Consider the following 26,961-nt stretch of genomic DNA (forward strand, 5'->3'; position numbering starts at 1 on the left):
AATCTCCAAATGGTTCAATTAATGAAAGAGGTACGGAGAGATGGACCGCTCCGGATTGCCCTCTATCATTTTCTGGCAGGATTCGCAAATAACCCGAACCTGCCTGTTTCCACCTATATCACTCGTTATTATATCTTCCCGCTCATCCGGGGTCAACCGATCAAAACCGAGCTGTGAATCGGTTAGATCCGTGGCATCCAGTTTACCTAACAATGTGTTACAGTAACGGCAGATGTAATTAATCGCCATCCATTTGCCTCCTAAAACAAGAAAGTTTTCCTCTCTAGTATCGCCGGGAGATCGGAATTCATTCATATAGCGGCAAAATGGATATGAGAACGAGGTAAATAGCACCTTCATTTCTTTCGATTGTATTGGTTCATCGCGTTGAGGAAACCGGATTCCACCCAATGGTTGACTGCTTCGGCAGCACGCTCTGCCGCCTCGCCGACCCGTTCCTGTTCTTCTTCCCTGAACGGCGATAAAACGTAATCAGGTACGCAAATTCCGGCAGGGGGCCTGCCAATGCCTATTTTGATCCGTTTAAATTGATCTGTCCCTAAATGGTAAATAATGGATTTAATTCCATTATGCCCTCCCGAGCTTCCTTTTAAACGGAGCCGGATCTGTCCGGGCGGCAAATCAAGATCATCATAGATCACACAGAGATCATCGATATCTATTTTCAACCATTCAAGAGCGGGACGGACAGATTCACCGGAAAGGTTCATATAGGTTAATGGTTTTAATAACACCACTTTTTCCCCGTGAACAAACCCTTCCCCCACTTCTGCTTTCCATTTCTCTCTTTGGATTGGAATTCCCCATTGCCGGCTCAATTCATCTATGACCCGGAAGCCGATATTATGTCGGGTCCGCGCATACTTGATTCCCGGGTTCCCAAGGCCAACAATCATTTTCATCGAACTGTTCCTCCAATAGTTCTTCGTTCATGAAAAAAGCGCAACGGGTTGGTTGCGCCTTTGTTCATCCTGAGAGAGTCGATTACCCCTCATTGTCCCGATTCTCTTCCGGTGTCCCTTCGGTTTCACCGCCGTCTTCAGCCTTTTCTGCTTGTGGGGCCACAATAGAGGCAACCACCGTATCCGGATCAGATAAGAGCTCAATGCCTTCAGGCAATGAAAGCTCCTTCAACGTAACAACTTCACCTGCTTCCAGAGAGCTGACATCAAAAGTCAGCTCCTGGGGAATTCGGTCAGGCAAACAGCGAATCTGTACCGTACGCAGGGGTTGTTGCAGGATCCCGCCCGCTTTCACTCCAGCTGCCTCCCCGGTTAGATGAAGCGGCACCTCTGTTTCCACCGGTTGACCCATCTCTACCTTTTGAAAATCGATATGCAGAATCTCCGCTTTCACAGGTTCTTTTTGTATTTCGCGAACCATCACGGAATGAAGCTGGTTATTTAGTTTTATATTTAATAAACTTTTCGCTGACGCCAGCTGTTTGCGAAACTCATTCTCGTCCAGATGGATGTGGTAATTTTCGCCTTTACCATAGATCACAGCAGGGACGCGCCCCTGTTTACGCAATTGGTTTAATGCACTGCGGGTTTGTTTTGCACGTTCTTCTGCATAAATTGTAGCAGACATCGTCCAATCCCCCTTCCAAAAGCATCAATTAAACAAGTATATATCCTATTTTTGGGGGATTAAAACCTCCGGGGCGCTAAAAAAATTTTTAGTCAAACAATTTGCTTACAGATTGCTCATTATGAACGCGAAGGATGGCTTCTCCGATTAGGGAAGCTACAGACAAAGTCTTAATCTTATCCAGCCGTTTACTTTCAGGCAGAGGAATGGTATCGGTGACTACCATCTCCGTAATGTTTGCGTCACGGATGCGATCAATCGCCGGCCCGGAAAAGACCGGATGGGTACAACAGGCATACACCTCTTTGGCACCCTGTTCCAGCAGCGCATTTGCGGCAAGTGTAATTGTTCCTGCGGTATCAATAATATCATCGATGATAATGGCTGTTTTCCCTTTTACATCCCCTACAATATTCATCACTTCAGCAACATTGGGTTCCGGTCTTCTCTTATCAATAATGGCGATCGGGGCCTCCAGTCTCTCGGCCAAACGCCGGGCACGGATGACCCCGCCGTGATCGGGGGAAACCACAACCACATCACTGAGCCCTTTCTTTTTAAAGTATTGCGCCAAAATCGGTACACCCACCAAGTGATCAACAGGAATATTAAAGAATCCCTGAATTTGTGTCGCATGAAGATCCATTGTAATCACACGGTCCGCACCTGCTGTTTCAATCAGGTTGGCAACCAATTTTGCCGTTATTGGGTCGCGGGCACGGGTTTTCCGGTCCTGACGGGCATAACCATAATAGGGAATCACCACATTGATGGTTCCCGCTGAAGCGCGCCGCAATGCATCTACCATCACTAATAATTCCATCAGATGCTGGTTGACAGGGTCACAAGTTGACTGGATGACATAAACATCTGATCCGCGAACGCTTTCATCTAATTTAACATGGATTTCTCCGTCACTGAATTTTCCTACTTGTGCATCCCCAAGCGGAATATTGATATGCTCGCATATCGCCTTGGCCAGTGATGGATTGGAGTTACAGCTAAAAACTTGTAATCGGGAATTAGACATGGGAATACTTGGCCTCCACTTGTTTTCAATTACTTTGAGCGATTTTCCAACCATTTTTTTACATAATCCGGTTTCGTCGTCTGACGCTGTCTGGCAATCGCCAGAGCGTCCTCCGGGACATCATCGGTAATCGTTGAACCGGCGGCGACATAGGCTCCCTCTTTCACCTCGACCGGTGCGACCAGATTGACATTACAGCCGATAAAGGCTCCGTCTCCGATGACTGTTTTGTGTTTATTCTTGCCGTCGTAGTTAACCGTTACAGCACCACAGCCAATGTTTACCTTTTCGCCAACTTCGGCATCACCGACATAGGCCAGATGAGAAACTTTGGCCCCTTTTCCCAACCGGGCTTTTTTCAAATCTACAAAGCAGCCCACTTTCGTTTCTGGACCCAGGCGGGTTCCGGGACGAAGATAGGCATAAGGACCTACAGTGGCACTTTCATCCACTTGACTGGAATCGATCACCGCATACTTGATTCTGACATTATCGGCAACCGTCACATCGGTCAGATCTGCTTGGGGACCAATATGGCATCCTTCACCAATTTGCGTTTTTCCCCTTAAAATGGTTCCGGGTTCAATGATCGTATCCGGACCAATGGTCACGTCAGCCTCAATATAAGTATTTGCAGGGTCGACAATGGATACCCCATTTACCATATGCTGCCGGAGAATCCGCTGTCGCATGAGAGCTTCAGCTTCAGCCAATTGAATGCGGTCATTGATGCCCATCGCTTCATTGGAATCAGAGATCACTTCTGCGCTGATTTGTTCACCTTGCTCTTTTAAGATTGAAATTACATCCGGGAGATAATACTCCCCTTGTACATTATCATTATTTACAAGTGCTAAAGCAGCAAATAATTTTTGATTATCAAAACAAAAAGTGCCTGTATTGATTTCATGAACAGCCCGTTCTTCCTCACTGGCATCCTTATGTTCCACAATCCGGTCCACACTGCCGTCAGTACGACGAATAACCCTGCCATAACCGGTAGGGTCATCAAGCAGCGCCGTCAAAACAGTGGCCGCTGCACCGGAACTCCGATGTTTTTCTACCATCTTAGCAAGGGTTTCTTTCGTGAACAAAGGATGGTCTCCATTTAAAACTAAAGTAACCCCTGGCTCTTTTTCCAAAAGCGGTTTCGCCTGCATCACTGCATGGGCAGTACCCAACTGCTCTTCCTGCTCTGCAAACAACACTTGCTCTCCCAAATGATCTTTGAGTGACTCGGCTAAATGACCGACGATCAAAATGGTTTTTGCTGTATCCAACTCTCTTAACTGACCCACAATATGATCGATGATCGGCTTTCCGCAAACCGGGTGCAAGACCTTATGCTTTTTTGATTTCATCCTGGTTCCTTTACCCGCCGCGAGTACAACCGCATAAAGTTGTTGCATGACGAAGTGCCTCCGTTTCCTCGCAAACTTCCTTCCTGAATATATCCCAAAGTATGCCGGATTGCAACCGGGGCCCGCTCAGAACTTATTGCCAGCGAACCTTTATCACCTTACCTGCACAGGACACCAATCCAGGCAACGCGGAACTCTGTTTCTTCACTTCCTCCCTCTTACATAAAAAAAGAACCCTCCACAGGGTTCATGGTATAAAATCTTTGTCTATGCGTCCATTTGCAGAGCTTTTTCGGTGTCGTCCTGCAAACACTCCGTTTCATCGGCCTTACGGTAAACTTCCAACACGGCTGCTTCGATCTTTTCACGGCTGATCGGGGAAATCGGGTGTGCGATATCGCGAAAATCCCCGTCCGGTGTGCGCTTGCTCGGCATAGCAACAAACATTCCATTATTGCCATCAATAACACGAATATCATGAACTACAAATTCACTATCAATGGTAATCGACGCAATGGCGCGCATACGCCCTTCACGGTTGACCTTTCTAAGGCGAACATCGGTAATCTCCAACTGGATTCACCACCTATTTCCAAGATGACTTGAGATTACTATTCTAGATGGCGATTCCAATTCCTTCTAAAAAATGGAGATTAATTGGAATTTTTTATAAAATGCGAGCGGGAAAACCCTTTGCTTCAGCATCGGGATGAAAGCGAGCGTCAGACGAAGGGGGGGTTCATCTCCATGCAAGTCTGACAATATTTTAGTAATATTTTCATATTTTCCTTTTAATGGCCATCCTCAGACTGAGGAATTGCGTAAAGAGGTTCCACTGGTACTACTTACCGTTCAGCGATAGTAACTCACTGGGTGGTCGCAAGCAGAAGCCACGGCGACCATCGGGAGTGCCTGTGGTGCTTCAGCCGTGTGAAGAGGTCAACACATTCTGAAACGTTACATCACCCGGGCGTGCTTGATTTTTTTCTAATAGCTCCTGCCAATGACCAACCTGCGGGCCTTGCCGGCAAGCCCACTTCTAAACGGACATAAGGTAAAACCATGGCAAGAATAACGTATATTTATTTTTTCCGGGCAATTACTTCCATTTCGATCCATACATCTTTAGGCAAACGGGCTACTTCCACACAGGAACGGGCCGGTTGATGATCGGAGAAGTATTCTGCATAAACGGCATTGATCTGTTGAAACTGGTTCATATCTTTAATGAACAGAGTTGTTTTTATGACATGATCCAGGTCGCTGCCTGCCGCGCGGAGAACGGCCCGGATGTTTTGCAAAACCTGGTGGGTTTGTTTTTCAATATCAGCCTCAACCAGCTCACCCTGAGGTGTCAAAGGGATTTGTCCGGAGGTAAAGATGAGTTCCCCGGCCTGGATCGCCTGGGAGTAAGGCCCAATCGCTTGTGGCGCCTCATTTGTTTCAACTTTTTTCATGTTTCCATTCCCCTTTTTGTGTAAATAGATTTCCTAACTCTACCTGTATCTTCCGTTGTTTAATATCAACCTGTGTGATGGTTGCCAGAGAAACATAGGAATCAACCAGCTTTTCTTCCGCCGGTGATTCCACCATGACCCCCACTCCGACCACTTCAGCCTGAAACTCGTTCAACAGATCGATCATGCCCTGAACGGTACCGCCCGCCTTCATAAAATCATCAATGATCAATACACGGGACCCTTCTGCTAAACTGCGTTTGGACAAAGAGAGCTGTCTCATGCGCCGGCTTGATCCGGAGACTGTATTGACAGTCACGACAGACCCTTCAGTCACCCGATAATCGTAGCGGGCGATGACAACCGGAGCCCGTAAATAAGAAGCGACCGCATGAGCAAGAGGAATTCCTTTGGTTTCCACAGTCATAATCGCGTCAATTTGTTCACCGGCAAAAACGGTAGCGAAAATACGCCCAATATCACTGAGTAACACCGTATCTCCCAATAAATCCGAGAGATACAAAAAACCGCCAGGCAAAATACGGTCCGGATTGGCCAATTGTTCGGTTAAAGCCCGGAGAACTTCACGGGCTCTTTCTTGATTCATCCTGGGAATATACCGGACACCCCCGGCGGCACCGGCAACTGTCTCCAATTCCCCGCTCCCCTCATTGCTAAACACTTCGTGGATGATCGCCAAATCTTCACTGATGGACGATTTAGCCGATTTGTACCGTTCAGCAAATGTGGTCAACGGAATTAACCGGTATGGTTGGGCCAGGAGCTGCCGGGTCATGTCCACCAATCTCGCACTCCGCTTCCACTTATCCATCGATTACCCTCCGAAAAACCGAATATACTGATCGAAATATATCATTTTGTACGGATTTTATCAAGCACTCCTTCGCTTCGTGTTCCGAGCATTCGAACTGCGTATACTTGCTGGCAAAAACCCCTCAGGCCATTCACCAGCCGCCTCGCTCTCGCTTCCTTTTTCACCAGGGCAAACACGGTCGGTCCACTGCCCGACATCAAAACCCCGTCAGCGCCAAATTGAATCATCTTTTCTTTGATTTTACGCACTTCCGGGTCCATTTTCATCGTCACTGATTCAAGCACATTTCCCAAATGGCGGTTGACGGAGGGGTAATCGCGGTTCTTAATTGCTTCAACCATCGCCTTTGTACGTGGATGTTCCTCAATTTGATCAATGCGGAGACGCTGAAATACATCGGCAGTGGAAACCCCGTGAGCAGGTTTAGCCAGTACGACCCAACAAGGGGGAGGTGGCGGCAAAGGGGTGAGAAGTTCTCCGCGCCCTCTGGCAATCGCAGTATTAGCATAGACACAAAAGGGTACATCTGATCCGATTTCCGCTCCAATTCCGGCCAGTTCAGCATCAGATAGATGAAGTTTCCATAAACGGTTTAACCCTCGCAAGGTTGCTGCCGCATCACTGCTGCCCCCGGCTAATCCCGCTGCCACCGGAATTTGTTTATGGATCCGAATGTGAACTCCGCGTTTAATTCCTGTTTTTTCCTTCAGGAGCGCTGCCGCCCGGTAGGCGAGATTCCGTTCATCCTGGGGAACCAGCCCGGAACTACTCTCCAGGCTGATTGCCGGGCCGGGCAATTCAAACATGTCGATTCGGTCTGCCAGATCCACTGTTGTCATTACCATCTCCAGTTCATGATAACCATCCGTTCGTTTATATAAAGCATCTAATGTCAAATTAATCTTTGCAGGTGCTTTTTCTGATATGTACAAACAATTCTTCCTCCCATCTGGCACTCCGTATGTCTTTATTTCTCCAGTCTTCAATTCTGGGTAAAACGAACAGAGAGTTTCCTTTATTGTATCATGTTCCAATTTATATGAAACTAAGTCCTGAGACAAACAAAAAGCTGAGAGGAAATCTCCCCTCAGCCTTCACCCCGCTGCATGCTCAAAAACCGGTTATCGCTCTGCCAACTTTTCTTCAGCGATCTGGATCGCTCTCTTGACCATGTTACCTGCGTCTTTGGTTCTGATTCCACCCCAGCCTTCACGTTGTACAACATCGTAAAAACCAAGGTCTTTGGCCAACTCGATCTTAAAGGACTCCGACATGACACCACCTCTGCGTGCCATTCATCCGCCTCCTTTGTTTTGAGCAAATGGTTCGGGTAGTTGTAGTATGAGCTTTTAGGCAAATTCTATGTAAGGGCTTTCATCCCGTTAAAAAAATAGAACACACGGGATGTGTTCTATTGGGGTGTTTTGACATATTTGACAGGAACTTGCTCATTTTCGCTGTTGAAAACGGTTAGTTCCACCGATTCGGTCAAAACATCCGCATAACTGTATGAAACGCGATTAAAAGCGTGTTGGTCCTCATCTAACTTAACAACAAAAACGGATGGGTATGTTTCTTCTAAAATACCCGTTCGTTCAATGGTCTTGCGGCGTCCGCTATTAGCCTTCAGTCGAATCTTTTGTCCGATGTAACCTTCCAAGGTTAGCTTAATTTCAGATAGCGCGTTTTTGCCCATGATTATCGACCACCTCACTTGTAGAAGATTATACTACAAATGGGTGTCAGAGTCAAACGATGTATTATAGCAGGGAGACAAACCTTTTGTCAACGGAAACAAGCTGTTATTTTTGATTTTGAGGTATACAATTTGGTTTTTCTGTGAAAGTGTTGCGTCTCAGTGAGGCTTGTACGTTTCAACCGTTCGTTCTACTGGAAAGGGAATGACTAGCTAAAATCTATTTCGTAAAACGGTCTGCCACCTGACTTGCCGCGTAGGATTCCGGCTTAATTTTCGCTGTATATCCCACCGCGGTTACCCAACCGACTACCTCTTGAATTAACTTCCGGGTTTCTCCTTGCTGTCCAACATCCAGATGGATTTCCATTGGTATATTGACAGAAAAGCCGAAGAATCCTTTTTCCTTCAATAACTCCACACACTTAAGGCTGTATTCCGTCTCACGATAAATCCGATAGCGCAAATCCTTCATGGCGCGGTGCAAATGCCTGGTGTAAAAAAAGATGGCACCTTTCCCGACCCGTTGCACAATAATCGCTGTAACAAAAAGGGTTTGGCGCTCCCGGGTCTGTGAATCCGTTCCGATTACGACTTTGTATTCTGCATTCCGATCTTCCTGAACATAAGATTGAATGACAGCAATCATCTCGTCTAAACTGCATCTACCTTTGCGCGGATGGAAAAAGTTCACGGAAAAACCCCCAAATGTTTAAGATAGTCTTACACACTCACAGGCGATATTCACTTGTTTCATGAAATCCCTGCACGGATCACTTCCGTCAAACTGGCAAACTCCGGCAGTCCCAGTGTTTCTCCGCGGCGTTTCGGATCAATAGCGGCTTCACGCAGCCAGTGTTCAACCTTTGCTTTGGAGTAAGAGGAGAGCAGGTTGCTGTGAAGGGTGTTTAACAGTGTCTTGCGTCTCTGGGCAAATGCCGCTCTCACTACCTTGAAAAAAAGAGCCTCGTCTGAAACCCGTACAGCGGGTTGATCACGCAATCTCAAACGCGTGACGGCTGAGTCAACTTTTGGTCTGGGAACAAAAACATGACTGGGGACATGTGCCACTTCTTCTGCTTTTGCAAAATAATGTACCAGGACAGTGAGTGAACTGTAATTTTTACTGCCGGGTAAAGCTGTGAGGCGGTCAGCCACCTCTTTTTGAATCATGACTACAATATTTTTCAAAGGCAACCGCTCTGCAAGCAGGCGGACAATAATGGGTGAAGTCACATAGTACGGGAGATTGGCAACCACATGAATGGTTTCCGCTTCTTGAAAGTGCTCGCGGATGATCTCATTCAGATCTACCCGGATTGCATCTCCATGAATAATCTTGACATGGGGTTTAGCAATAAAAAGTTGTTCCAGTACAGGAATCAGCCTCTGATCAAGCTCAACCGCCACTACCTTTTTTGCTTGCTCAGCCAGGCGTTCAGTCAATGCCCCAATCCCCGGGCCTATCTCCAATACACCTGAATTCCCGGTCAACTCCGCGGCGCGAATAATTTTATCCAACACATGCATATCCGTCAGGAAGTTTTGCCCCAAACTCTTTTTCAGGACAATGCCATACCGGGACAGGAGCTCCCTTGTCCGTGATGAGATCGGTTTGTCATTCATTTAATGCATCCTTTCTCACTTGGTCCATGGCTTGATACAGTTCTTCTTTGTTGATCCGGAGCACATGGAGCCGCCGAAAAAATTGCTTCGCATTCCCATAACCGATCCCGAGTGCATCCGCTACCTGCTGACGGAAGAGGCGGGAATGGCTGTCACCAGCAAAACCAAAATTCAGGTAATCTTCCCAGCTGATCGGGGATTCACCGGCACTGTCCTCACCTTCTGAGCGGACACTTTGCAGCGCCTCTGCAATCGCTTCAGGGGCAGCGTGTTCAATCCCTATTTTGTGCTTCCCTTTCGCTTTTTTCTGTGGCAAAAAAGCGTGCTTAACTCCCGGAACATGTTCCGAGATGATGCGGCGGATTCTCTCTCCAGCATGGTCAGGATCGGTAAATACGATCACGCCCCGCTTCTCCTGAGCCCGGCGAATTTCTGCCAGAATATGCGGGCCAATCGCGGACCCCCGGGTTTCGATGGTATCAGCCTGGACAGCCCGCCGGATCGCCACCGTATCATTTCGCCCTTCTACCACAATAATCTCCTTCATTTTTGGTATTGACAATGACTAAACCTCTCTCCGTTACAGTTGTTGCGCTTTCCTCTCTGATGAGAAACACATTTGAGGGTTTATATGCGACAACTTCTCTCAACCATCTTTTCCGGTGTTGTCCAAGTGAATATTTTTGTTAGTTTATGTTCGTTGCTCAAGTTTAAACAATCTCTTTGCGTTTTGAGCGGTCATATGAGCCAGTTTTTCGAGAGAGACTCCCCTGATTCCGGCAATCTGTTCGGCAACCAAACGCACATAGCCGGTTTCATTTCTTTTTCCCCGGAAGGGGTGGGGGGCAAGGTAAGGACAATCTGTTTCAATCAGCAAACGGTCATCAGGTACCCGGGCCGCAATTTCTTTTGGCAGTTTCGCATTTTTAAATGTGACAGGACCTCCAAGGCCAATCATAAAATTAAGTTTCAGGCACTCTTCCATGATGGCCAAATCACCGCCAAAGCAATGCATCACTCCGCCCACTTCTCCGGCGTTCTCTTTCTGTAAAATGCGGACCACATCTTCATGGGCATCCCTGTCGTGTATAATGATGGGAAGACCCGTTTCCCGGGCGATCGCAATTTGTTTTCGAAAAATTTCTGCCTGCTTGTCCCGTGGAGAATTGTCCCAATAATAATCCAAACCCATCTCGCCCAGAGCAACCACTTTTGGATGGTTTGTCAAAGAGCGGATCCAGTTCAGGTCTTCCTCTGTACATGTGGCGGCATCATGGGGATGCCAGCCGACCGACGAATAAATAAAATCATATTTCTCGGCCAGTTCCAGAGAGGCCGGTATTGTTTCTCTATTATACCCGACATTTAAAATCAAGCTGACGCCAAATTCTTCTCTGGCTCTGCGGATGACTTCATCACGGTCCTGGTCAAATTGCTTATCATTGATGTGTGCATGGCTATCAAACAACATGAGAAATAAGCCTCCTAAGCGCACCGGCACAATGATGGTTTATACCGAAATCAATTATACCCATCCTGCCGGCTCATCTGAAACTTTGAACCTCCTGTAAGCAATCTTTTCAGTTTTTCAGGGATATGAGACTGATACTATGTAACGGCCAGACAACCACCTCAGCGCGCCCCACAATGTTTTCCATGCTTACGGGTCCAATTTCCCGGCTATCTTTGCTGTTGTTGCGGTTATCGCCGAGGACGAATAAGGTTCCCTCCGGAACGTTGCGTTCTTCTGGCGGTTCATCTCTCATCGCTCCGTTAATGTAAGGTTCTCGCAAGAGTTGCCCGTTCCGGTATACCTTTCCGTTTTTAATGGAAATCCGGTCTCCCGGAAGGCCGATCACTCTTTTGATAAAATCCCGTTCCTCAGGTGTATGAAAGACAACAATATCTCCATATTCCGGTGCACTCACTTTATAAATCCATTTATTTACGATTAATAACTCATCCCCATTTAGCGTTGGAAACATTGATGTCCCATGTACTTGATACGGAGCAAAGAGATAGCTTCGGATGAGCAGCGCAATCACCAGTGCGGAACCAATGACCACTACCCATTCCATGGCCGAGCTTTTCTTTTTTGCCATCTGACTATCCTCCCGTATATACCTACCCTTTTTCAATCAAATCAATCCTGCCATGTATCCCATTTCTCCAAAAAAGCAAGCCCCCCCTACCGGGGAGGGGAGACTTGGTTTATTTCACTCGTGTACCATTCGGAATATTGCCAGAAACAGTAGCCAGCACCAGACGGCCGTTTTCTGATGCAGCTAAAATCATGCCCTCAGACTTTTCCCCACGGAGTTTGACTGGCTTCAGATTGGCGACACAGATCACTTTTTGTCCCACCAGATCCTCCGGACGATAGTGCCGGGCGATTCCGGACACCACTTGCCTTTTTTCCGTCCCCAGATCCAGTTGCAATTTAAGCAGGCGGTCAGCATTTTTAACCGGAGCGGCTTCGCTGATTTCTGCAACCCGCAGATCTACCTTAAAAAATTCATCAATGTTTATAATCCCTTCAACACCGGCCGGAGATGCTTCTTGTTTTTTCACTGCTTCTTTTTGCTTATCCTTTGCAGAGGCGGCTGATGAACTTCGGATCATGCGGTCGATTTCCTCAACTTCTTCTTTGAAGTCCAAACGGGGGAAAATGGGACTCCCCTTGTGTGTCTGTGATCCGGGGCGTATTCCCCCAAAGTGGTAAATGCTTTCCCAGGCGGTCTGCGGGCCTTCGGAAAGACCAAGCTGCTCCCTCATTTTTCCCGGAGTCTGAGTCATAAAGGGCTGGATCATCACACTAACCATACGTAATACTTCAAGCAAGTGATAAAGAACAGAACCAAGCACAGGATATTTCTTGGGATCTTTGGCCAGGTTCCACGGCTGGGTTGATTCAATGTAGCGGTTTCCGGCGCGGACCAATTCCCATATCGCCGTAAGTGCCACAGAGAACTGCAGACTCTCCATCGCTTCTTCTACTTTTTTCACTGTATCCAGAGCCAGCTTTTGCAGGGCCTCATCATGTTCAGTGCCGTCAGGAATCAACCCAGGCACAATGCCCTGATAATATTTTTCCACCATCGTCAGTGTACGATGCAACAAATTGCCCAGATCATTGGCCAGATCAGCGTTGATGCGTTCAACAAATGCTTCCGGGGTAAACACACCGTCAGCCCCGAACGGAACCTCCCGCAACAAGTAATAGCGCAGGGCATCCAGCCCATAGCGTTCAATCAGAGGAACCGGGTTGATTACGTTTCCTTTCGACTTGGACATCTTCTCACCGCGCACCTGGAAGAAACCGTGGCCATAAACTTTTTTTGGCAGCGGCAATCCCAAAGCCATCAGGAAGATCGGCCAGTAAATGGTATGGAAACGAACAATATCTTTTCCGACCAAATGAACATCGGCCGGCCAGTATTTTTCATAGCGGGCTGCCAATTCCGGGTCATCTGCCAGGTACCCCGCAGCAGTGATATAGTTGGTCAGGGCATCCAACCATACATACATCACATGTTCAGGGTCTCCCGGAACTTTAATCCCCCAGTCAAAAGTAGTCCGTGAAACGCTCAAATCTTCCAAACCGGGTTTGATGAAGTTTTGGATCATTTCATTTTTGCGGGACTCCGGCTGGATAAAATCAGGATGCTCTTCATAATGGGCCAGTAAACGGTCTACATACTTGCTCATACGGAAAAAGTAGCTTTTCTCTTTAATCTTTTCTACCGCCCGGCCGCAATCCGGACATTTTCCGTCCACCAGTTGCCGCTCCGTCCAGAATGATTCATCCGGTATACAGTACCAGCCCTCATACTCGCCCAGATAGATATCATCCTGGTCCAGTAAACGTTGAAAGATTTTTTGTACCACTTTTTTATGACGTTCCTCCGTGGTCCGAATGAAGTCATCATAGGAAATATCCAGCTTGCTCCAAAGTTCCTGAATCCCTTTGACAATCCCGTCTACAAACTCTTGTGGATCTTTCCCGGCCGCCTGGGCTGTTTTTTGGATTTTTTGCCCGTGCTCGTCAGTACCTGTTAAGTACATTACGTCATATCCTCGCAAACGTTTGTAGCGGGCTATGGCATCTCCGGCCACAGTTGTATAAGCGTGACCGATATGCAGTTTGTCGTTGGGATAGTAAATGGGAGTGGTAATGTAGAAAGTATTACGTTTCTCACTCACTGAAAAAACACTCCTTTTTTCTTTTTGAGCCTGTTGCACCCATCACGGAATGGTGACACCCTCTTTTTTTCTGTGAAATTGTCAACGAATAATAGAGCGGAGAAATCACATTTGCGGCGAGTGACTTAGCCACTTAGCCTCCGTTACGGAAAGGCGTCCCACAGGGACAAGAAGTTCTAAGAATTGAAACTCTAAGAACTTCTATGCCTATATGATTTCGGAGCAGCGCAACCAGACAAACTTTCATCCCCTGGTTGTGTCTCCCAGTCATGAGGATTTTCACTCCGTTGTTCCAAGATGCAACAACCCTAATATAAAAAAATCCCGCCCGGATTTTGGGGCGAGATATGATCACGCGGTACCACCCAAATTCAGCAAAATCACCTGGATTCTGCTCTATGGTTGCTTCCCGGTAACGCTGGTGTGCGTTTTTTCCTACTCGGCTTCATGCAGATGAATCCTTTCAGACAAAAGTCTCAAGGGCCATATTCATCAGCTTTTTCTATGCTGGCTTTCACCTGACCCAGCTCTCTGGTGATAGAATCGGCTGACTACTCATCCCCGTCATAGACCATTTCCTTCTTATTTCCCGGGGAATTCGGGAAATCAGGAAGGATATTCTTTTTAACAAACGGTTCAGCTTATATTTAAATCTGATTATACAATACTTAACAGCCCGTGAGAATCCTTCTTTCTCAGTTTGTACAATTTTTACCCAGATTAGACCTTTTCTGTGAAAGTATGTGTCAGTTTAGGGAAGGCAGAATTCTGTCTCGCTGCGGTTAGCTTACGATTGGATTTACTTGTCATATCGAGTGGTAAAAGGCGTTTCATGCTTTTTCAACCGGCCCGAACCGGCCAGGTGGTCCAACTCTTGCTTCAGTCTGGCTACATCCCAGTTTAATCCGCATTCCCGGTTTACCTGTGCCACTGCTTGCACCAGATCTGTATCAAACATCGGCAGTTGCGCGGAAATTGTCTGAAGTACTCTTTCATCCCGTTCATTGGATTTCTGCTTTAATTCATCAAACGGGTTGTCCAGGTGAGGACTCCTCGTGTAAGCACAGCGAATGCGAATAAAAATCGTTCTTCCAAAAACGGCGGAGGATACAAACGTATCACCCGAGCGAAGATAGGGCAACCGTTTTCCCTCTTCAGGCGTCAAATCGGTTTCTTCCCGCAACGTGGCTATATCTGTTCCCCGTACTGTGCGGAAAACAAACTTCGTGTTTAATTGAGCCGTAATGGTTTCATCCAGCAGAGTGGGACGCTGAGTGGCCAAAAAAAGAAAAACCCCGTACTTGCGCCCCTCTTGAGCAATCTCTTTCAAAATCGACTTTGCCGGAGAGTCAATTGCTTTGGGGGCAAAGTTGTGCGCCTCATCAGTTACAACGACAAACGGGGGAAAGAAATGCCCTTCTTCCCCGTTCATGCGAGCATCCTTGTATTCCCGGCGCTTTCGGTAAAGAGCACCGATTACATAAGTGGCAAACACTTGTAAAATCCAGGCGTTTCCCTGCACAACGACCAGTTTCCCCTGCTCCATGCCCTGCTCAATCGTCCGTATATCATGTTGAAACAGACCTGCTTTTTCCAAGCGGTTTAACCGCCAGTGAATCCCCTTGACCGAGGAAAGAGGTAACGTGCCATACTGTTGTAATAACTGCATCAGGTCTCTCACTCTTGCCGCTTCTGCAGGTGTCAGATCAGCATTTCTCAATTGGCGCTCAAGGCCATGTTTACCTTCTTCCAAAGCTTGAACCAGGTTGTTTAAGCGGTCGCTGAATGAGGTATAGGAATCCCTGCGCCGATGAAGCATTTGAACCACATTGATCATTGATTCGGTTAAATGCCCTCCGGCGGCCCCCAGTAATTCCGTAATATCACGTGTTGATAAATGAGAAAAGGAAATTCCCGCTTGCTGCCCCACTTGAACAGACACAAATCGCTCTGTAAACGAACAGCCACGATCCTCCAGGCCAGGCACCCGGTCACTAAAGTCCATCTCAAAATGCGGGTCAAAAACGATTGTAGGAATTTTAAGTTTCATTAGTTCCTCTAACATCACCCGCAGGCCGAAAGACTTTCCGGAACCCGATCCTCCAAATACTCCAACATGGGGATATTGCTGCATGGTCTTAATATCAAACAGAAAAGGAACTCCTTGCTGCGAACGCAAATCTCCCTGTTCCATGATGACAACCTGGTTGGCTAAATCTTCACTGAGCGAATCGGCGAGTGATTCTGTTCCGCGGATCTCACCCAGCAACATCCCTTCCTGTGGTGTGGTTTTTACGAGCAGATTCCGGACCTCTTCAAATCGCGGCAATCGCACAGAACATCCTGTCCGCACCGGATGGGGCGCTTCCTCATACAGGCGCAGTTTGGCCAGGTTGATCTCATCGGAGTCGATATTGTAGCCAATCTGCTCTAAACTGCGAATCACCTGGGCATCGACAAGTGATTTATCCAGCCCCATGGGAATCAAGCGATTATAGGCCAGTGTTTCTACTACCTCTCCCCTGGGATTGTTTAAATCAGCGTCCTCAAGGATCAGAATTTCGTTGATGCGAAACTTACGCTCCCGTGAGGCGATATATACTTCCTGCTGTGTGGTAATCCCGACAACTTGCATCAATAACTCCCTCCCTAAATCATACGCTCGTTTCTTTTCGGCACCAACAGACGGTGGCGCAAATCTGCATCGATATACTGTTCAACCATTGTTTGTACCAACGGATCAGTCACCCTTACTTGATTGTCCACAATATCTAACCAAAAAGGAATCCCCCGCCCCTGTTCGGGTGTCAGTGTATACACCAATCGGGCCAGGTCAAACCGCTTCTCCTGTTGCGATTCCAGTCCGTCCAGGCCAACCGGTTGCGGGCTTTTAGAAGATCGAAACGCCATTTTCCACATCCGGCTTCCCGCAGGGCTCCAATCCCTCCACTCAAAGGCTTCTCCTACGCGAAGGACCCCATAGAGCAAATCACGGTCCGACCAGGACGGATACTCCGGAAACAACTCACGGACCAGCCCGCTCGTTCCAATCTCTTCTGATACCCCCGCCAGTAAAACTCCTTGATTTTCTGCAGTCCGGGCAACACGCTCCCAGCATTCCGCATCATCGATATAAAAATGAAGAAGAGACCCGTCCAACAGAATTACTTTTGGCGTCCATTCCTGGATCGCCCGCTCCGTTACCTCCATTTCTAAACGGGACAGCATCGCTCCCCGCTTTTTTGCTTCACGGGCCGCCTGTCCATCTTCTGCCTCGCCATCCTCCCCCAAAAGCGGGGTATACACATCTGCCGCCCACTTTTCTTCCCCTCTTGTCCCTTTGGCAAGTGCCTGAAACACGGAAAGAGTTCTTGTTTGTGTCCCCCTTGTTGAATTGACTGAACCGTCAACTCCCACCAGTGTTTGGTCTTTCAGCCAATCTTTCAACTCCCGGTCCTGCCACTTCTCTATCTGGTAAAAAACTCCTATCTTTGAAAGACGTTCTCGTATATATCCTTCATCAAAGGCTGAAACAGGAAATGTGCTTCGCAATGATTGATTTAATTTTTTTAGTTTTATTTTTAACTCTTCCGATACCGGTAACAATTAAAATCACTCCTGACTGGTGGATTGATGTTCATAAAACTGTTAAAATAAAACTATTTTCTACTTTTTATGCTTCTACCTGCTTGAAAAACCCGGCAGAGAATCGACTGCCTCTTCGTTGTGAATTTTTATATTTTCCTTTTAAATATATTTAGAACAGGCTGAAACCCTATTGTTTCCAAAGCAATTTAATCCTTAACCTGATTAAGAAATTTTCTATAAAACTCCTCTAGTTATATTGACTGGTATGGGAATCGTTGGTATGATGAGTTTAGCTGTTGATGTCGAAATTTGACGGCAATTCAAAGAGAGAAAAGATAAAAAAACCAAAGATCAAAACTGAGAGGAGAATTTGCAAATGTTGAAATCTACCGGTATTGTACGTAAAGTTGATGAGCTGGGCCGTGTGGTGATTCCAATCGAATTACGTCGAACATTAGGGATTGGAGAAAAAGATGCTCTTGAAATCTATGTAGATGGTGAGAGAATCGTACTCAAAAAATATGAACCGGCTTGCATCTTCACAGGTGAAGTAGATGAAACTGTTCGCTACAGAAATAAAGTAGTCAGCAGAAAATGTATTGAAGAAATGTATGCACTCCTAAACGGCGAAAAAGTAACAGCTGAATAATCTCTAAATAATACCATTAGTTTACAAAATTCAATCCAAATAATCCATAACCAAACGGTCTTTAGTTAAAAGACTTGATCCAAAAACCCGGAGCTTTCTGCCACCGTCGATGATACACTCCGGTTAGAACGGAAACTATATGGTCAACCCGGGGGTAGTAAACGGTCTCACCGGCCCGCTTGTTATGCAATACCGTGTCCATGAGTGGTAGCATCACCATTGTTCCTGTCATGAGATCAAGTGAACAACATAACAAATAGTACCTTTACTATTTGTAGTTTACCAAACACATACAATTTGTTAAGTGGAGTTACACATATAAATGAAAGCGAGGTCTCTGGCGACCTCGCTTTCTCTTTGATCTTCAGGCAAAAAAGATCAAGTAAGGATGCATTCTACACTGCTGTTACTTCGATTCCTTCATCATTTGCAGGATTTGATCTTTTAGCACTTCAGACTTTGTACCAAACACCGCCTGGAAGTTTCCTTTCCCCACTTGTATAACCCCTGCCGCTCCCAATTTTTTCAGCTGATCTTTATCCAATTTGCTCTCATCTTTCAAAGTCATACGCAAACGGGTAATACAGGCATCCAGCTGCTCGATGTTATCCTTGCCACCGATGGCTTCCAGAACCGCTTTTGCCAGATCACTTTCTGCCGCCGTTCCGCCAGCGGCAACCTCTTCCTCATCATCGCGTTCCTCCTCGCGGCCGGGTGTCATAAGGTTAAATTTGCGAATGGCAAAGCGGAATACAATATAATAAATGGCGGCATAAATCAATCCAATCGGGACTAACCATAGCCCTTTCGTAGATAAGTGCAGGTTGAGCAAAAAGTCAAACAGGCCAGCTGAAAAGCCGAAGCCGTGTTTAATTCCCAACAGGTACACAATCGCCATGGAAGCCCCCGTCAAGATTGCATGAATCAGATATAAAACAGGAGCGAGGAACATAAATGCAAACTCAATCGGCTCCGTAACTCCTGTCACAAAAGCAGTTAAGGCACCGCTGATCAGAAACCCGGCTACTTTGGTACGCTGGGAAGGCTTGGCTTCATGAATCATTGCAAGACAGGCGGCGGGCAATGCGAACATGAGAACCGGGAAGAATCCGGCCATAAACATGCCGGCTGTTTTATCTCCGGCAAAGAACCGGGTCAAGTCACCGGTAACAACCTTACCTGCCTCTGTGGTAAATTCACCGACATTAAACCAGACAATGTTATTAAGAATATGATGTAGTCCAAACGGAATAAGAAGACGGTTCAGGGTACCATACGCAAATAAACCTGTCGGGCCTGCGTCGATCAACCAGTTTCCGGCTGCGGTGATCGGCTTTTGAACGTAAGGCCAGGTATACATAAAAAAGATCCCGATCAGAAGCATGGCAAATGAGGTGATGATCGGAACAAACCGTTTTCCGCCAAAAAATTGCAGCCATTCGGGCAGTTTAATCTGATGATACCGGCGATACAGATAAGCAGTGACAAGACCTGTGATTATTCCCCCAAATACTTTCATATCCAGGTTTTCATCACGAATCGTCAAGACAGATGTTAATACATAATACCCCACAACTGCAGCAAGAGCCGCCGCACCGGCTCCGCCGTTGAATCCCATGGCGATCCCGATCGCAAACAAAATCGGCAAGTTTGACAGGATCGCATTTCCAGCCTTTTCTAAAATATCACCGATAAAGAAAAAGGTGGTTCCTTCCTGGGTAAACTCAGGATTTTTTATCATTACACCGATACTGAGCAAAATGGCAGCAGCCGGCAAAACAGCTACAGGTACCATTAACGACTTACCAAATTGCTGCAATCCACCTAATACATTTCGCTTTTTTGGAGCTTGCGCTACTCCGGATTCACTCATTTTGAACACCTCCAAAAAAAACTCAACCTGTTTGACCCTGCCTATACTCTTCCAAAAGGGATAAAAACAAGGGAATGAAATGGGCAGGCATCAGTTATTTTTTCTTGCTCTTTTTCGATTCTCCAGACAAAGTTCATTTTCCTGTAATAAAGGACTCTTATTATACATTTATTTTCATTGTACTGATAGGATATAATATTTTTTTAATACACAAATGTAACCGCTCCCAAAATAAACGATACAAGACCCATATTAAAAAATGAATCAATCCGGCAAAATACTCTTGATCTCACAGAGTAAAATTTATAATTACCACCAGTCATAGCAATGGATGGTTCTTCAAATCATATTCATATCTGCACCTCCTTACGCTATTTTAAGCATATCTGACTAACTTGTCTAGTTGTATATACCTTTAATGATTCATTCATTTTAAAGAACCGACATATACCTTTTCGCAGATTGCGGATAATGTCATGACGGAATGGAGCTCAATCCGATTGATGATACTGATTGTAAACCTCTCTTTTAGGCAAGGACCGGTCACTGGCCGTCTGCCGGATTGCCTCTTTTTTTGATAAACCTTCTTTTATGTACTTTTCCACATGCTCGACTAAAGGCAAGGAAGTCCACCAGTTCTCTTCCTGGTTTTCTTCCCCTTCTTCACAGGTGCTGCCCTCTATTACTATCGTGTACTCTCCTCTTGTTCCGTTTTCCGTAAGGTAAGCAATACATTCTGATAGAGTCCCCCGCAGCCATTGTTCATGCTTTTTTGTCAGTTCACGTGAGATCGCCGCATTTCGGTCACCCAGGATCTCCAGGGCATCTGTCAGCATGGACAGGAGGCGGTGCGGAGCTTCATAACATATAAGTGTTGCCGGTATATTCATCCATCTTTTTAATACCTCTTTTCTTTCCTTTGAAGAGCGTGGCAAAAACCCCAAAAATATAAATGGTTGAGTCTGCAAACCGGATGCAACCAAAGCAGTTATAGCCGCATTTGGACCGGAGATCGGAATCACGGGGATTCCCCGTTCGACCGCTTCACGCACTAACTCTTCTCCGGGATCAGAAATACCCGGCATACCTGCATCGCTAACTAACGCAATCGACTCTCCCTCAAGTAAACGGTTGATTAACTCAGTTCCTCTTGTACGGTGATTATGTTCATGATAACTGATCAGCGGTGTGGAAATACGGAAATGTGTGAGTAACTTTCGGGTATGCCTTGTATCTTCTGCAGCGATGAGATCTGCTTTTTTCAGAATTTCTTCCGCCCTCGGACTGAAATCCTGCAAATTTCCGATCGGGGTTCCTACCACATACAGCACCCCTTGATCTGTTTCAAAGCTCTTTTGGGTCTTCAAAAGAGACTCCCCTTTCGGCAATTAGTTTTTCCTTCCCACGTCTGCTCATGCGCTTGATTTCATATTCTCTCCTCAGGGCCCATGACTTGTTTTTTCCCATTTCCGCAAACTTCAGAGTAACCGGAAGCCTCCCCCGGGTATATTTGGCCCCTTTCCCCTGCTGGTGTTTTTTGAAACGCGCCGCAAGATCATTGGTGATTCCGGTATAATAAGTCCCATCCCTGCATTCAAGTATGTAGACAACATAATTGTCGTCCGGTTTTTCCATAAACCCATCTCCCCTCTGAACACAAAAAAACGCCGGATTTCCGGCGTCATTCTTCTTTGGATGATTTATTGAGAAAGGCCAGACAAAATAAACAATCTCCTTCCGTACGCAACCGGCCGTAGTGAACATTACAAATGTGAAATCCTTCTTCGTATAACTTGGCTAAATTGTTGTATCCTTTTCCCCCTGTTTCCTCTTTGGAAAAGGATTCCTTCCCTGTCGGACTTTCTGTTACAGATGCATCCTTCTCCTGCTGCATCTCCCGAAGGTGCTGATTTTCCATGACTAACCGCGTATTCTCTTCTATCAGTGCAACGATTTGTTCTTTCAGGCCGCCCAACTCTTTGTATAGCTCACCAATTTGTTGTTCTACCTGAGCCACCCGCTCGAAAATTGCCTGCTTGTCCAAGCCCCCACCTCATTCAATCAAACTCACCTTTGGATGTTCTTATTAAGGTTGCTGTAACCTTTCCGCCGGAAGCAGGGTTCCTCCGCCTCTTTAGCAACAGCCTCTATTTATCTAAATTCCGCTTGTTTGCGGTGATATATCTAAACTTACATCATCAAGTGAATGTTCGACTAAGAGACCTGAATCAGAGAGTTCCACTTGAACTCGTCGTTCCAAAAGATCAAGGACAACCACACGTCCGTCACCATTTGGCGTAAGAACCTGCTCGCCGATATCAGGGAGCAGTTGTTTCGCCTTTTCATAATGATCATTTTCATACTTCAGACAACACATCAACCTTCCACACAGCCCTGAGATTTTGGCCGGGTTGAGGGATAAGTTTTGGTCTTTCGCCATCTTGATGGAAACCGGTTCAAAGTCCCCCAGAAAAGAAGAGCAGCAAAGAATACGTCCGCAAGGTCCAATTCCGCCAAGCATCTTCGCCTCATCCCGGACTCCGATTTGCCGAAGCTCAATCCTGGTGCGAAACACGGACGCCAAGTCGCGGACTAACTCTCGAAAATCAACTCGGCCATCGGCAGTAAAATAAAAGATGATTTTATTGCGATCAAAGGTATATTCAGCATCAACCAGTTTCATTTCCAAGAGATGGTCACGGATTTTTTCCTGACAAATCTGAAGTGCTTCCTGGGCCGCTCTCCGGTTTTCCTCTACCTGCTTATGATCTCCTTCGGTTGCAATTCGTATAACTTTTTTTAGCGGGAGTACAACTTCGTCTTCTTTTACATAACGAATTCCCAATACGACTTTTCCATACTCGATGCCGCGCACTGTTTCGACGATCACGTGATTACCACGTTGTAACTCCAGTTCAACCGGATCAAAGTAATATATTTTACCCGCCTGTCTGAAGCGAACTCCAATCACTTTTAACACTAAATCGATCCCTCCTGCACTGCCAATACCACCTTTACGAGTACGGCTTGAGGCTGTATGGGTCCGGCCAATTGCCATCGAGCACGCAGTACGGCTTCCATTCCCAATAACAAACGGGATCTGTCTCACCTATATGCTAATTCCTCTCGAGCAGCCTCCCTCTTTATTTTAAAGCGACTCATGACATCTCAATCCAGGTATGTGCAGATATATTCCCCATTCATCCAAAAACAGTTCAGGGAACGAGCGGCCATCATCCAATCCATTCACACACCCGGTTCAACCAAAGAAGCCTTATATTTAAACCAAAAATCACCGTTTCATTTTTCATCAAACAGGGAGAAACCCCTCTATTCCATTCTATCATCCGCTTGTAAAGTTGAGCAAACCCTTCTTGTTCCAATAGCTGGGATCATTCCCTGGCAAAACCATTGCAAGCCATTTTTTCAGATTGGTTTATGCAACAGTTTCTGATCCAGCAAACACTCAAAATCACGCAGAATCTGATTGAAAACCTCATCTATTTCTCCATTTGCACGTATGACGCGAAACCGCTCGGGTTCAGCTTGGGCAATCGCCAGATAACCCTCACGTACACGGTTATGGAACATCTTCTCTTTTAATTCCATACGGTCCTTCTTTACTCCCCGAAAATATATCCTCTCCAGCCCCAATTCAACAGGCAAATCCAATAAATAGGTACGGTCTGGCCGAAGGCCGCCTGTGGCTATCCGGTTTACTTGCATTACCTCATTGATATCCCACATCGCTCCGTAACCCTGGTAAGCGATGCTGGAATCCACATAGCGGTCACATAGGATTACCTGTCCCCCCGACAATGCAGGATGAATGACCTGCTCAACCAATTGCGCCCTTGACGCTGCGTACAGGAGAATTTCTGTTCTTTGCTTCATCTCGCTTAATTCGGGATTTAACAATATATGTCGAATGAGGTTTCCAATGTTTGTTCCTCCCGGTTCCCTCACCACGATACATGGAATTTTCCGGTCCAGCAAATATTGTTCCAGACGGGCAATCTGCGTGGTTTTGCCCGCGCCTTCCGGACCTTCAAAGGTAATAAATAAGCCGTTCAAATTCATTTCCTCCATGTTCCGGTATTCACTTCATTGTAACACGTAGACATGAGGGGAGAAAGATTGAAACACTCCACGTACTTTTCCGTTTAACCTGATCACCGCCATCAGGTACTCAACCATTTCCCGGGAAAAAGGCTCACCGGGCAAAACAAGTGGAATCCCTGGCGGGTAAGGCACAATCATCTCCGTAGAAATCTGCCCCACGGCCTCTTCTAACGGAATGAAGGACCTTAACCCCCTTTTGATTTCATCGTAACTTCTCTCCGCCTGGCCCGCAGCGGGAAAGTCGGGAAAAACAACTGTTTCATGGGGTTTCATTTCCGGTATAGCCCGGTCCAGCTCTGAGAGGACTTCATACAACCCTTCAAACTCACTTTCAGAAGCGGCTAAGGAAAATACAAACAGAACTTTCTCGTGATCTGCCAGCTCAGTGTAATATCCACGCTGTTCCAGCCACTCTGCAATTTGATATCCGGTAATCCCGTCAGTTGCCCGCAGGCACATTTTCAAGGGGTCTTGAATGCCCGGGGAATAAACTTCAAAAACATGTCGGAATGAGTCAATATTTCCCCGGAAATATTTTAAGGCAGACAGAATTTTGTCAAATTGACTCAGTCCCAGTTGGACAACGTACCTTCGTGATAAGTCTAATGAGGCCATTAACGGATAAGATGGGCTGCTCGATTCAATCATGCGCAGCCAGTGCTTGATTTCATCCACATTGACCCGATTCCCCTTTACATGAAGCATGGATGACATCGTCATGGAAGTGAGCATTTTGTGCGTTGATTGGATGGCCACATCTGCGTGGCACTGCATTGCTGAAGGCGGAAGTTCCGGATGAAACCCGAAATGAGCGCCATGAGCCTCATCTACCACTAAAGGAACACCATAGTGATGGCAAATCTCCGCTATGAACGAGAGCGGTTGAACGATCCCGAAATAGGAAGGGCTTGTGATAACAACCGCCTTTGCCGTTGGATATTGTTTCAGTAACATCTGTATCTCAACCGGATCAACAGGAAGCTCCAAACCCGTTTGCTTATCCACACAGGCTGTAAGATAAACAGGTTTTGCTCCTGCAAGAAAGCAGCCATGAAACACAGATTGATGGCAACTTCGCTGTACGATGATCGTGTCCCCCGGCCGACAGAGATGGAGGATTGCAGCCAAATTACCTGCTGTTGTCCCCCCGACTAAAAAGAGGGTTTGCTCAGCCTGAAAAGCTTCAGCCGCTAACCTCTGGGCCTCAACGATCACTCCACGGGGATCATGCAGATCGTCAAGTTCACCAACCTCCGTGAGATCCAATTGCAGAACGGTTTGAAACCAGCTATTCCCTTCCAGATCAAAAACGCTTCTTTGCTTATGGCCCGGGACATGGAAATTACCCCGTGATTTTCGATGATGCCTGAGCAACGCTTCAAACAGCGGAGCTCTTGCTTGGTCTTGTCGTTGATCCCGTTCAGACAATGATAAATCCCCTTTCCATTTTTCTTGACTTCATTTTCATCCATATGGATGTTAAGGAACAAGCAATGGTTTTTTTGAGTATAAAAAGGAAAGAGACTTGTACTCAAGCCTCTGCTTTTGCGGTAAAGTAATTATTTTTGGGTCGGGATCTTTGTCTTTTCACATCTTTCCTTATGATACAAACAATTGTCCACAAGTTTCATTTATAAATAGAGAGCGGGAAACTCCCATTTCAATAAGGCAGATGAGAGCATGTTTTGCACTTGTTTCCCCTAAAAAGGAGAGAAGCTCACTTATCAGACAGCTCCCCTTTTATACATAAGCAACATGGTTACTCAGGAAGATCACATCCGGCCTAACCGTTTATTGACTGGTTAAACCGGACAAAATGGTTCTTAAACGGTATACATAATGTAAATATTTAATATCTTCTGCCTCACTTTTTACTATATCATTTTCACACGAGGTACATATACAATTTCCCAGGAGTTCCAAACCTTCTGTATATGGGTGACCACAAATGATACAGAAGATGGGCAAACTTTTTTCTTGCAATGGAATCGACCGCCTTTTCTTCTTTTCCATCCATTATTTCCAGACAAGAGACACTTAATCAACTTGACTGAAAATTTTATGAACCCGTTTATGATCTCCTTCGCCAAATGATAAAGAGATACTTGCCAAATAATTTAACGGGAATATATGTTCAAGACCCTCGAATTGAATCGATCAGATTATAGTAAGAAGGAACAATCACCACATAAAACGACTCCGGTAACGCGGGACAGATTCAAACCATTTTCACATGTGGCCTGGGGACTACAGAGAAGTAACGTTCATGGGGAGAATCTCTTTAGCTTCGATAAAACGGGAAATCTGCACTTTAACGGAGAGTAGCTCATTGCCTTGGCTGAAGATCTCTTGTTCTTTAAGTCACCAGGGACCTTGCAACCTGTTTCCTAAGATTAATTTATTCAACTTTCAGGAAGAATATTTTTATCCTGATGGGAATTATAAATAAAAAAGGGATCAGGTGTGATAACAATGCAGTCAAATATGTGGCTTGTCCAATTTGTTCTTGGAGTATATGTTCCTGTAGCTGCCATTTTGCGTAGTTATTTGAGCTATTGCTATAAGACTAAATTTCACTCAAACACTCCCCTGGATTCTTAACAAGACCGGCAGTTTTCCCTCCAATATAGCTATGTTAAAATCTTTGATCTTCCATATACCTTTGTGGATGGGTGTGGGTTGCCACGCCGAATGAAGCGGGAAACTCCGCCACTCAGCATGAGTTGTTCATTCCATGCCTTCTGAAATAAAAAAGGTCTGCAACGGTGAAATACAATAAAAGCCACTCAGGTTCACTGAGTGGCTTTTATTTTGCCTGGCAACGTCCTACTCTCCCGGGGGCCTTCGCCCCAAGTACCATCGGCGCTGGAGGGCTTAACGGTCGTGTTCGGGATGGGAACGAGTGGATCC

General features: G+C 46.2%; 28 protein-coding genes, 1 rRNA gene and 1 other annotated feature. Of the genes, 1 reads left to right on the forward strand and 28 read right to left on the reverse strand.

The annotated features are described in order from the left end of the window. Nucleotides 1–18: 18 nt before the first annotated feature. The 19 genes from I8U27_RS15955 to I8U27_RS16045 all read right to left on the reverse strand — a co-directional run bounded on the left by I8U27_RS15955 (nucleotide 19) and on the right by I8U27_RS16045 (nucleotide 17,425). On the reverse strand, nucleotides 19–249 hold the full coding sequence (locus tag I8U27_RS15955; RefSeq protein ID WP_181753676.1) for an anti-sigma-F factor Fin: 231 nt from the start codon (nucleotides 247–249) through the stop codon (nucleotides 19–21). A 107-nt stretch (nucleotides 250–356) separates the two neighbouring features. Continuing rightward, nucleotides 357–923, reverse strand: a complete 567-nt coding sequence (gene pth / locus I8U27_RS15960; protein ID WP_181753678.1) for an aminoacyl-tRNA hydrolase — start codon at nucleotides 921–923, stop codon at nucleotides 357–359. Nucleotides 924–1,005: 82 nt separating this feature from the next. Then, entirely contained in the window at nucleotides 1,006–1,611 is a 606-nt protein-coding gene (locus I8U27_RS15965; protein WP_181753680.1) for a 50S ribosomal protein L25/general stress protein Ctc, read from the reverse strand. Between the two features lie 88 nt (nucleotides 1,612–1,699). After that, nucleotides 1,700–2,641 carry a ribose-phosphate diphosphokinase gene (locus I8U27_RS15970; RefSeq protein WP_181753682.1) on the reverse strand — a complete coding sequence of 314 codons (942 nt, stop codon included), beginning with the start codon at nucleotides 2,639–2,641 and terminating at the stop codon, nucleotides 1,700–1,702. 29 nt (nucleotides 2,642–2,670) lie between these two features. After that, nucleotides 2,671–4,050, reverse strand: a complete 1,380-nt coding sequence (glmU, locus tag I8U27_RS15975) for a bifunctional UDP-N-acetylglucosamine diphosphorylase/glucosamine-1-phosphate N-acetyltransferase GlmU (protein ID WP_181753685.1) — start codon at nucleotides 4,048–4,050, stop codon at nucleotides 2,671–2,673. A gap of 219 nt (nucleotides 4,051–4,269) precedes the next feature. Then, nucleotides 4,270–4,575: a septation regulator SpoVG gene (gene spoVG, locus I8U27_RS15980; RefSeq protein ID WP_181753687.1), complete on the reverse strand. Its 306-nt coding sequence runs from the start codon at nucleotides 4,573–4,575 to the stop codon at nucleotides 4,270–4,272. 509 nt (nucleotides 4,576–5,084) lie between these two features. After that, nucleotides 5,085–5,459, reverse strand: a complete 375-nt coding sequence (locus I8U27_RS15985) for a RidA family protein (protein WP_181753690.1) — start codon at nucleotides 5,457–5,459, stop codon at nucleotides 5,085–5,087. Beyond that, nucleotides 5,446–6,291: a pur operon repressor gene (purR, locus tag I8U27_RS15990; protein ID WP_181753693.1), complete on the reverse strand. Its 846-nt coding sequence runs from the start codon at nucleotides 6,289–6,291 to the stop codon at nucleotides 5,446–5,448. Before purR ends, I8U27_RS15985 begins: the two co-directional genes overlap by 14 nt. A gap of 41 nt (nucleotides 6,292–6,332) precedes the next feature. Next, complete coding sequence (ispE, locus tag I8U27_RS15995) at nucleotides 6,333–7,226, reverse strand: 4-(cytidine 5'-diphospho)-2-C-methyl-D-erythritol kinase (RefSeq protein ID WP_181753695.1); 894 nt, start codon at nucleotides 7,224–7,226, stop codon at nucleotides 6,333–6,335. A 189-nt stretch (nucleotides 7,227–7,415) separates the two neighbouring features. Then, on the reverse strand, nucleotides 7,416–7,589 hold the full coding sequence (locus I8U27_RS16000; RefSeq protein WP_181753697.1) for a small, acid-soluble spore protein, alpha/beta type: 174 nt from the start codon (nucleotides 7,587–7,589) through the stop codon (nucleotides 7,416–7,418). Nucleotides 7,590–7,705: 116 nt separating this feature from the next. Next, nucleotides 7,706–7,990, reverse strand: coding sequence for a biofilm formation stimulator Veg (gene veg, locus I8U27_RS16005; protein ID WP_181753699.1), 285 nt, complete (start codon nucleotides 7,988–7,990; stop codon nucleotides 7,706–7,708). Between the two features lie 220 nt (nucleotides 7,991–8,210). After that, entirely contained in the window at nucleotides 8,211–8,684 is a 474-nt protein-coding gene (locus I8U27_RS16010; RefSeq protein ID WP_181753700.1) for a ribonuclease H-like YkuK family protein, read from the reverse strand. Between the two features lie 59 nt (nucleotides 8,685–8,743). Beyond that, nucleotides 8,744–9,616 (reverse strand): 16S rRNA (adenine(1518)-N(6)/adenine(1519)-N(6))-dimethyltransferase RsmA, encoded by an 873-nt coding sequence (gene rsmA, locus I8U27_RS16015; protein ID WP_181753701.1) that lies wholly within the window; start codon nucleotides 9,614–9,616, stop codon nucleotides 8,744–8,746. Then, nucleotides 9,609–10,163 carry a ribonuclease M5 gene (rnmV, locus tag I8U27_RS16020; RefSeq protein WP_181753724.1) on the reverse strand — a complete coding sequence of 185 codons (555 nt, stop codon included), beginning with the start codon at nucleotides 10,161–10,163 and terminating at the stop codon, nucleotides 9,609–9,611. The genes rsmA and rnmV overlap by 8 nt, the downstream gene beginning before the upstream one ends. Before the next feature lie 144 nt (nucleotides 10,164–10,307). Further along, nucleotides 10,308–11,087 (reverse strand): TatD family hydrolase, encoded by a 780-nt coding sequence (locus I8U27_RS16025; RefSeq protein WP_181753702.1) that lies wholly within the window; start codon nucleotides 11,085–11,087, stop codon nucleotides 10,308–10,310. Between the two features lie 109 nt (nucleotides 11,088–11,196). Next, on the reverse strand, nucleotides 11,197–11,718 hold the full coding sequence (gene lepB, locus I8U27_RS16030) for a signal peptidase I (RefSeq protein ID WP_181753703.1): 522 nt from the start codon (nucleotides 11,716–11,718) through the stop codon (nucleotides 11,197–11,199). 109 nt (nucleotides 11,719–11,827) lie between these two features. Next, entirely contained in the window at nucleotides 11,828–13,819 is a 1,992-nt protein-coding gene (metG, locus tag I8U27_RS16035) for a methionine--tRNA ligase (protein ID WP_181753704.1), read from the reverse strand. Between the two features lie 333 nt (nucleotides 13,820–14,152). Continuing rightward, nucleotides 14,153–14,396 (reverse strand) — a binding site (T-box leader). Between the two features lie 222 nt (nucleotides 14,397–14,618). Further along, the gene (locus I8U27_RS16040; RefSeq protein WP_181753705.1) at nucleotides 14,619–16,454 is read right to left on the reverse strand and encodes an ATP-binding protein; all 1,836 of its coding nucleotides are present in this window, start codon (nucleotides 16,452–16,454) and stop codon (nucleotides 14,619–14,621) included. A gap of 14 nt (nucleotides 16,455–16,468) precedes the next feature. Then, on the reverse strand, nucleotides 16,469–17,425 hold the full coding sequence (locus I8U27_RS16045) for a DNA double-strand break repair nuclease NurA (RefSeq protein WP_181753706.1): 957 nt from the start codon (nucleotides 17,423–17,425) through the stop codon (nucleotides 16,469–16,471). A gap of 358 nt (nucleotides 17,426–17,783) precedes the next feature. Between I8U27_RS16045 and I8U27_RS16050 the strand changes: the two genes are divergently transcribed. After that, entirely contained in the window at nucleotides 17,784–18,056 is a 273-nt protein-coding gene (locus I8U27_RS16050; protein ID WP_181753707.1) for an AbrB/MazE/SpoVT family DNA-binding domain-containing protein, read from the forward strand. 406 nt (nucleotides 18,057–18,462) lie between these two features. Here the strand turns inward: I8U27_RS16050 and nagE are convergent, their stop codons facing one another. The 9 genes from nagE to rrf form a co-directional block, all read right to left on the reverse strand. Further along, complete coding sequence (nagE, locus tag I8U27_RS16055; protein WP_181753708.1) at nucleotides 18,463–19,929, reverse strand: N-acetylglucosamine-specific PTS transporter subunit IIBC; 1,467 nt, start codon at nucleotides 19,927–19,929, stop codon at nucleotides 18,463–18,465. Between the two features lie 491 nt (nucleotides 19,930–20,420). Continuing rightward, a complete protein-coding gene (gene rsmI / locus I8U27_RS16060) occupies nucleotides 20,421–21,296 on the reverse strand; it encodes a 16S rRNA (cytidine(1402)-2'-O)-methyltransferase (RefSeq protein ID WP_181753709.1) in 876 nt (291 codons plus the stop codon). Then, nucleotides 21,274–21,564 carry a GIY-YIG nuclease family protein gene (locus tag I8U27_RS16065; RefSeq protein ID WP_181753710.1) on the reverse strand — a complete coding sequence of 97 codons (291 nt, stop codon included), beginning with the start codon at nucleotides 21,562–21,564 and terminating at the stop codon, nucleotides 21,274–21,276. The genes rsmI and I8U27_RS16065 overlap by 23 nt, the downstream gene beginning before the upstream one ends. 46 nt (nucleotides 21,565–21,610) lie before the next feature. Next, nucleotides 21,611–21,973: a DNA replication initiation control protein YabA gene (gene yabA, locus I8U27_RS16070; RefSeq protein WP_181753711.1), complete on the reverse strand. Its 363-nt coding sequence runs from the start codon at nucleotides 21,971–21,973 to the stop codon at nucleotides 21,611–21,613. Between the two features lie 111 nt (nucleotides 21,974–22,084). Further along, on the reverse strand, nucleotides 22,085–22,909 hold the full coding sequence (locus I8U27_RS16075; protein ID WP_181753725.1) for a PSP1 domain-containing protein: 825 nt from the start codon (nucleotides 22,907–22,909) through the stop codon (nucleotides 22,085–22,087). Nucleotides 22,910–23,355: 446 nt separating this feature from the next. Further along, entirely contained in the window at nucleotides 23,356–24,009 is a 654-nt protein-coding gene (gene tmk / locus I8U27_RS16080) for a dTMP kinase (protein ID WP_374057940.1), read from the reverse strand. A gap of 24 nt (nucleotides 24,010–24,033) precedes the next feature. Continuing rightward, entirely contained in the window at nucleotides 24,034–25,479 is a 1,446-nt protein-coding gene (locus I8U27_RS16085; protein WP_181753713.1) for an aminotransferase class I/II-fold pyridoxal phosphate-dependent enzyme, read from the reverse strand. Between the two features lie 363 nt (nucleotides 25,480–25,842). Beyond that, nucleotides 25,843–26,064, reverse strand: a complete 222-nt coding sequence (locus I8U27_RS21425; RefSeq protein WP_198065894.1) for a sigma factor G inhibitor Gin — start codon at nucleotides 26,062–26,064, stop codon at nucleotides 25,843–25,845. Between the two features lie 800 nt (nucleotides 26,065–26,864). After that, nucleotides 26,865–26,961: ribosomal RNA gene (rrf, locus tag I8U27_RS16095) — 5S ribosomal RNA — on the reverse strand; the annotation flags it as partial.

Source organism: Paenactinomyces guangxiensis, from assembly GCF_016055185.1.
Taxonomy (GTDB): domain Bacteria; phylum Bacillota; class Bacilli; order Thermoactinomycetales; family Thermoactinomycetaceae; genus Paenactinomyces; species Paenactinomyces guangxiensis.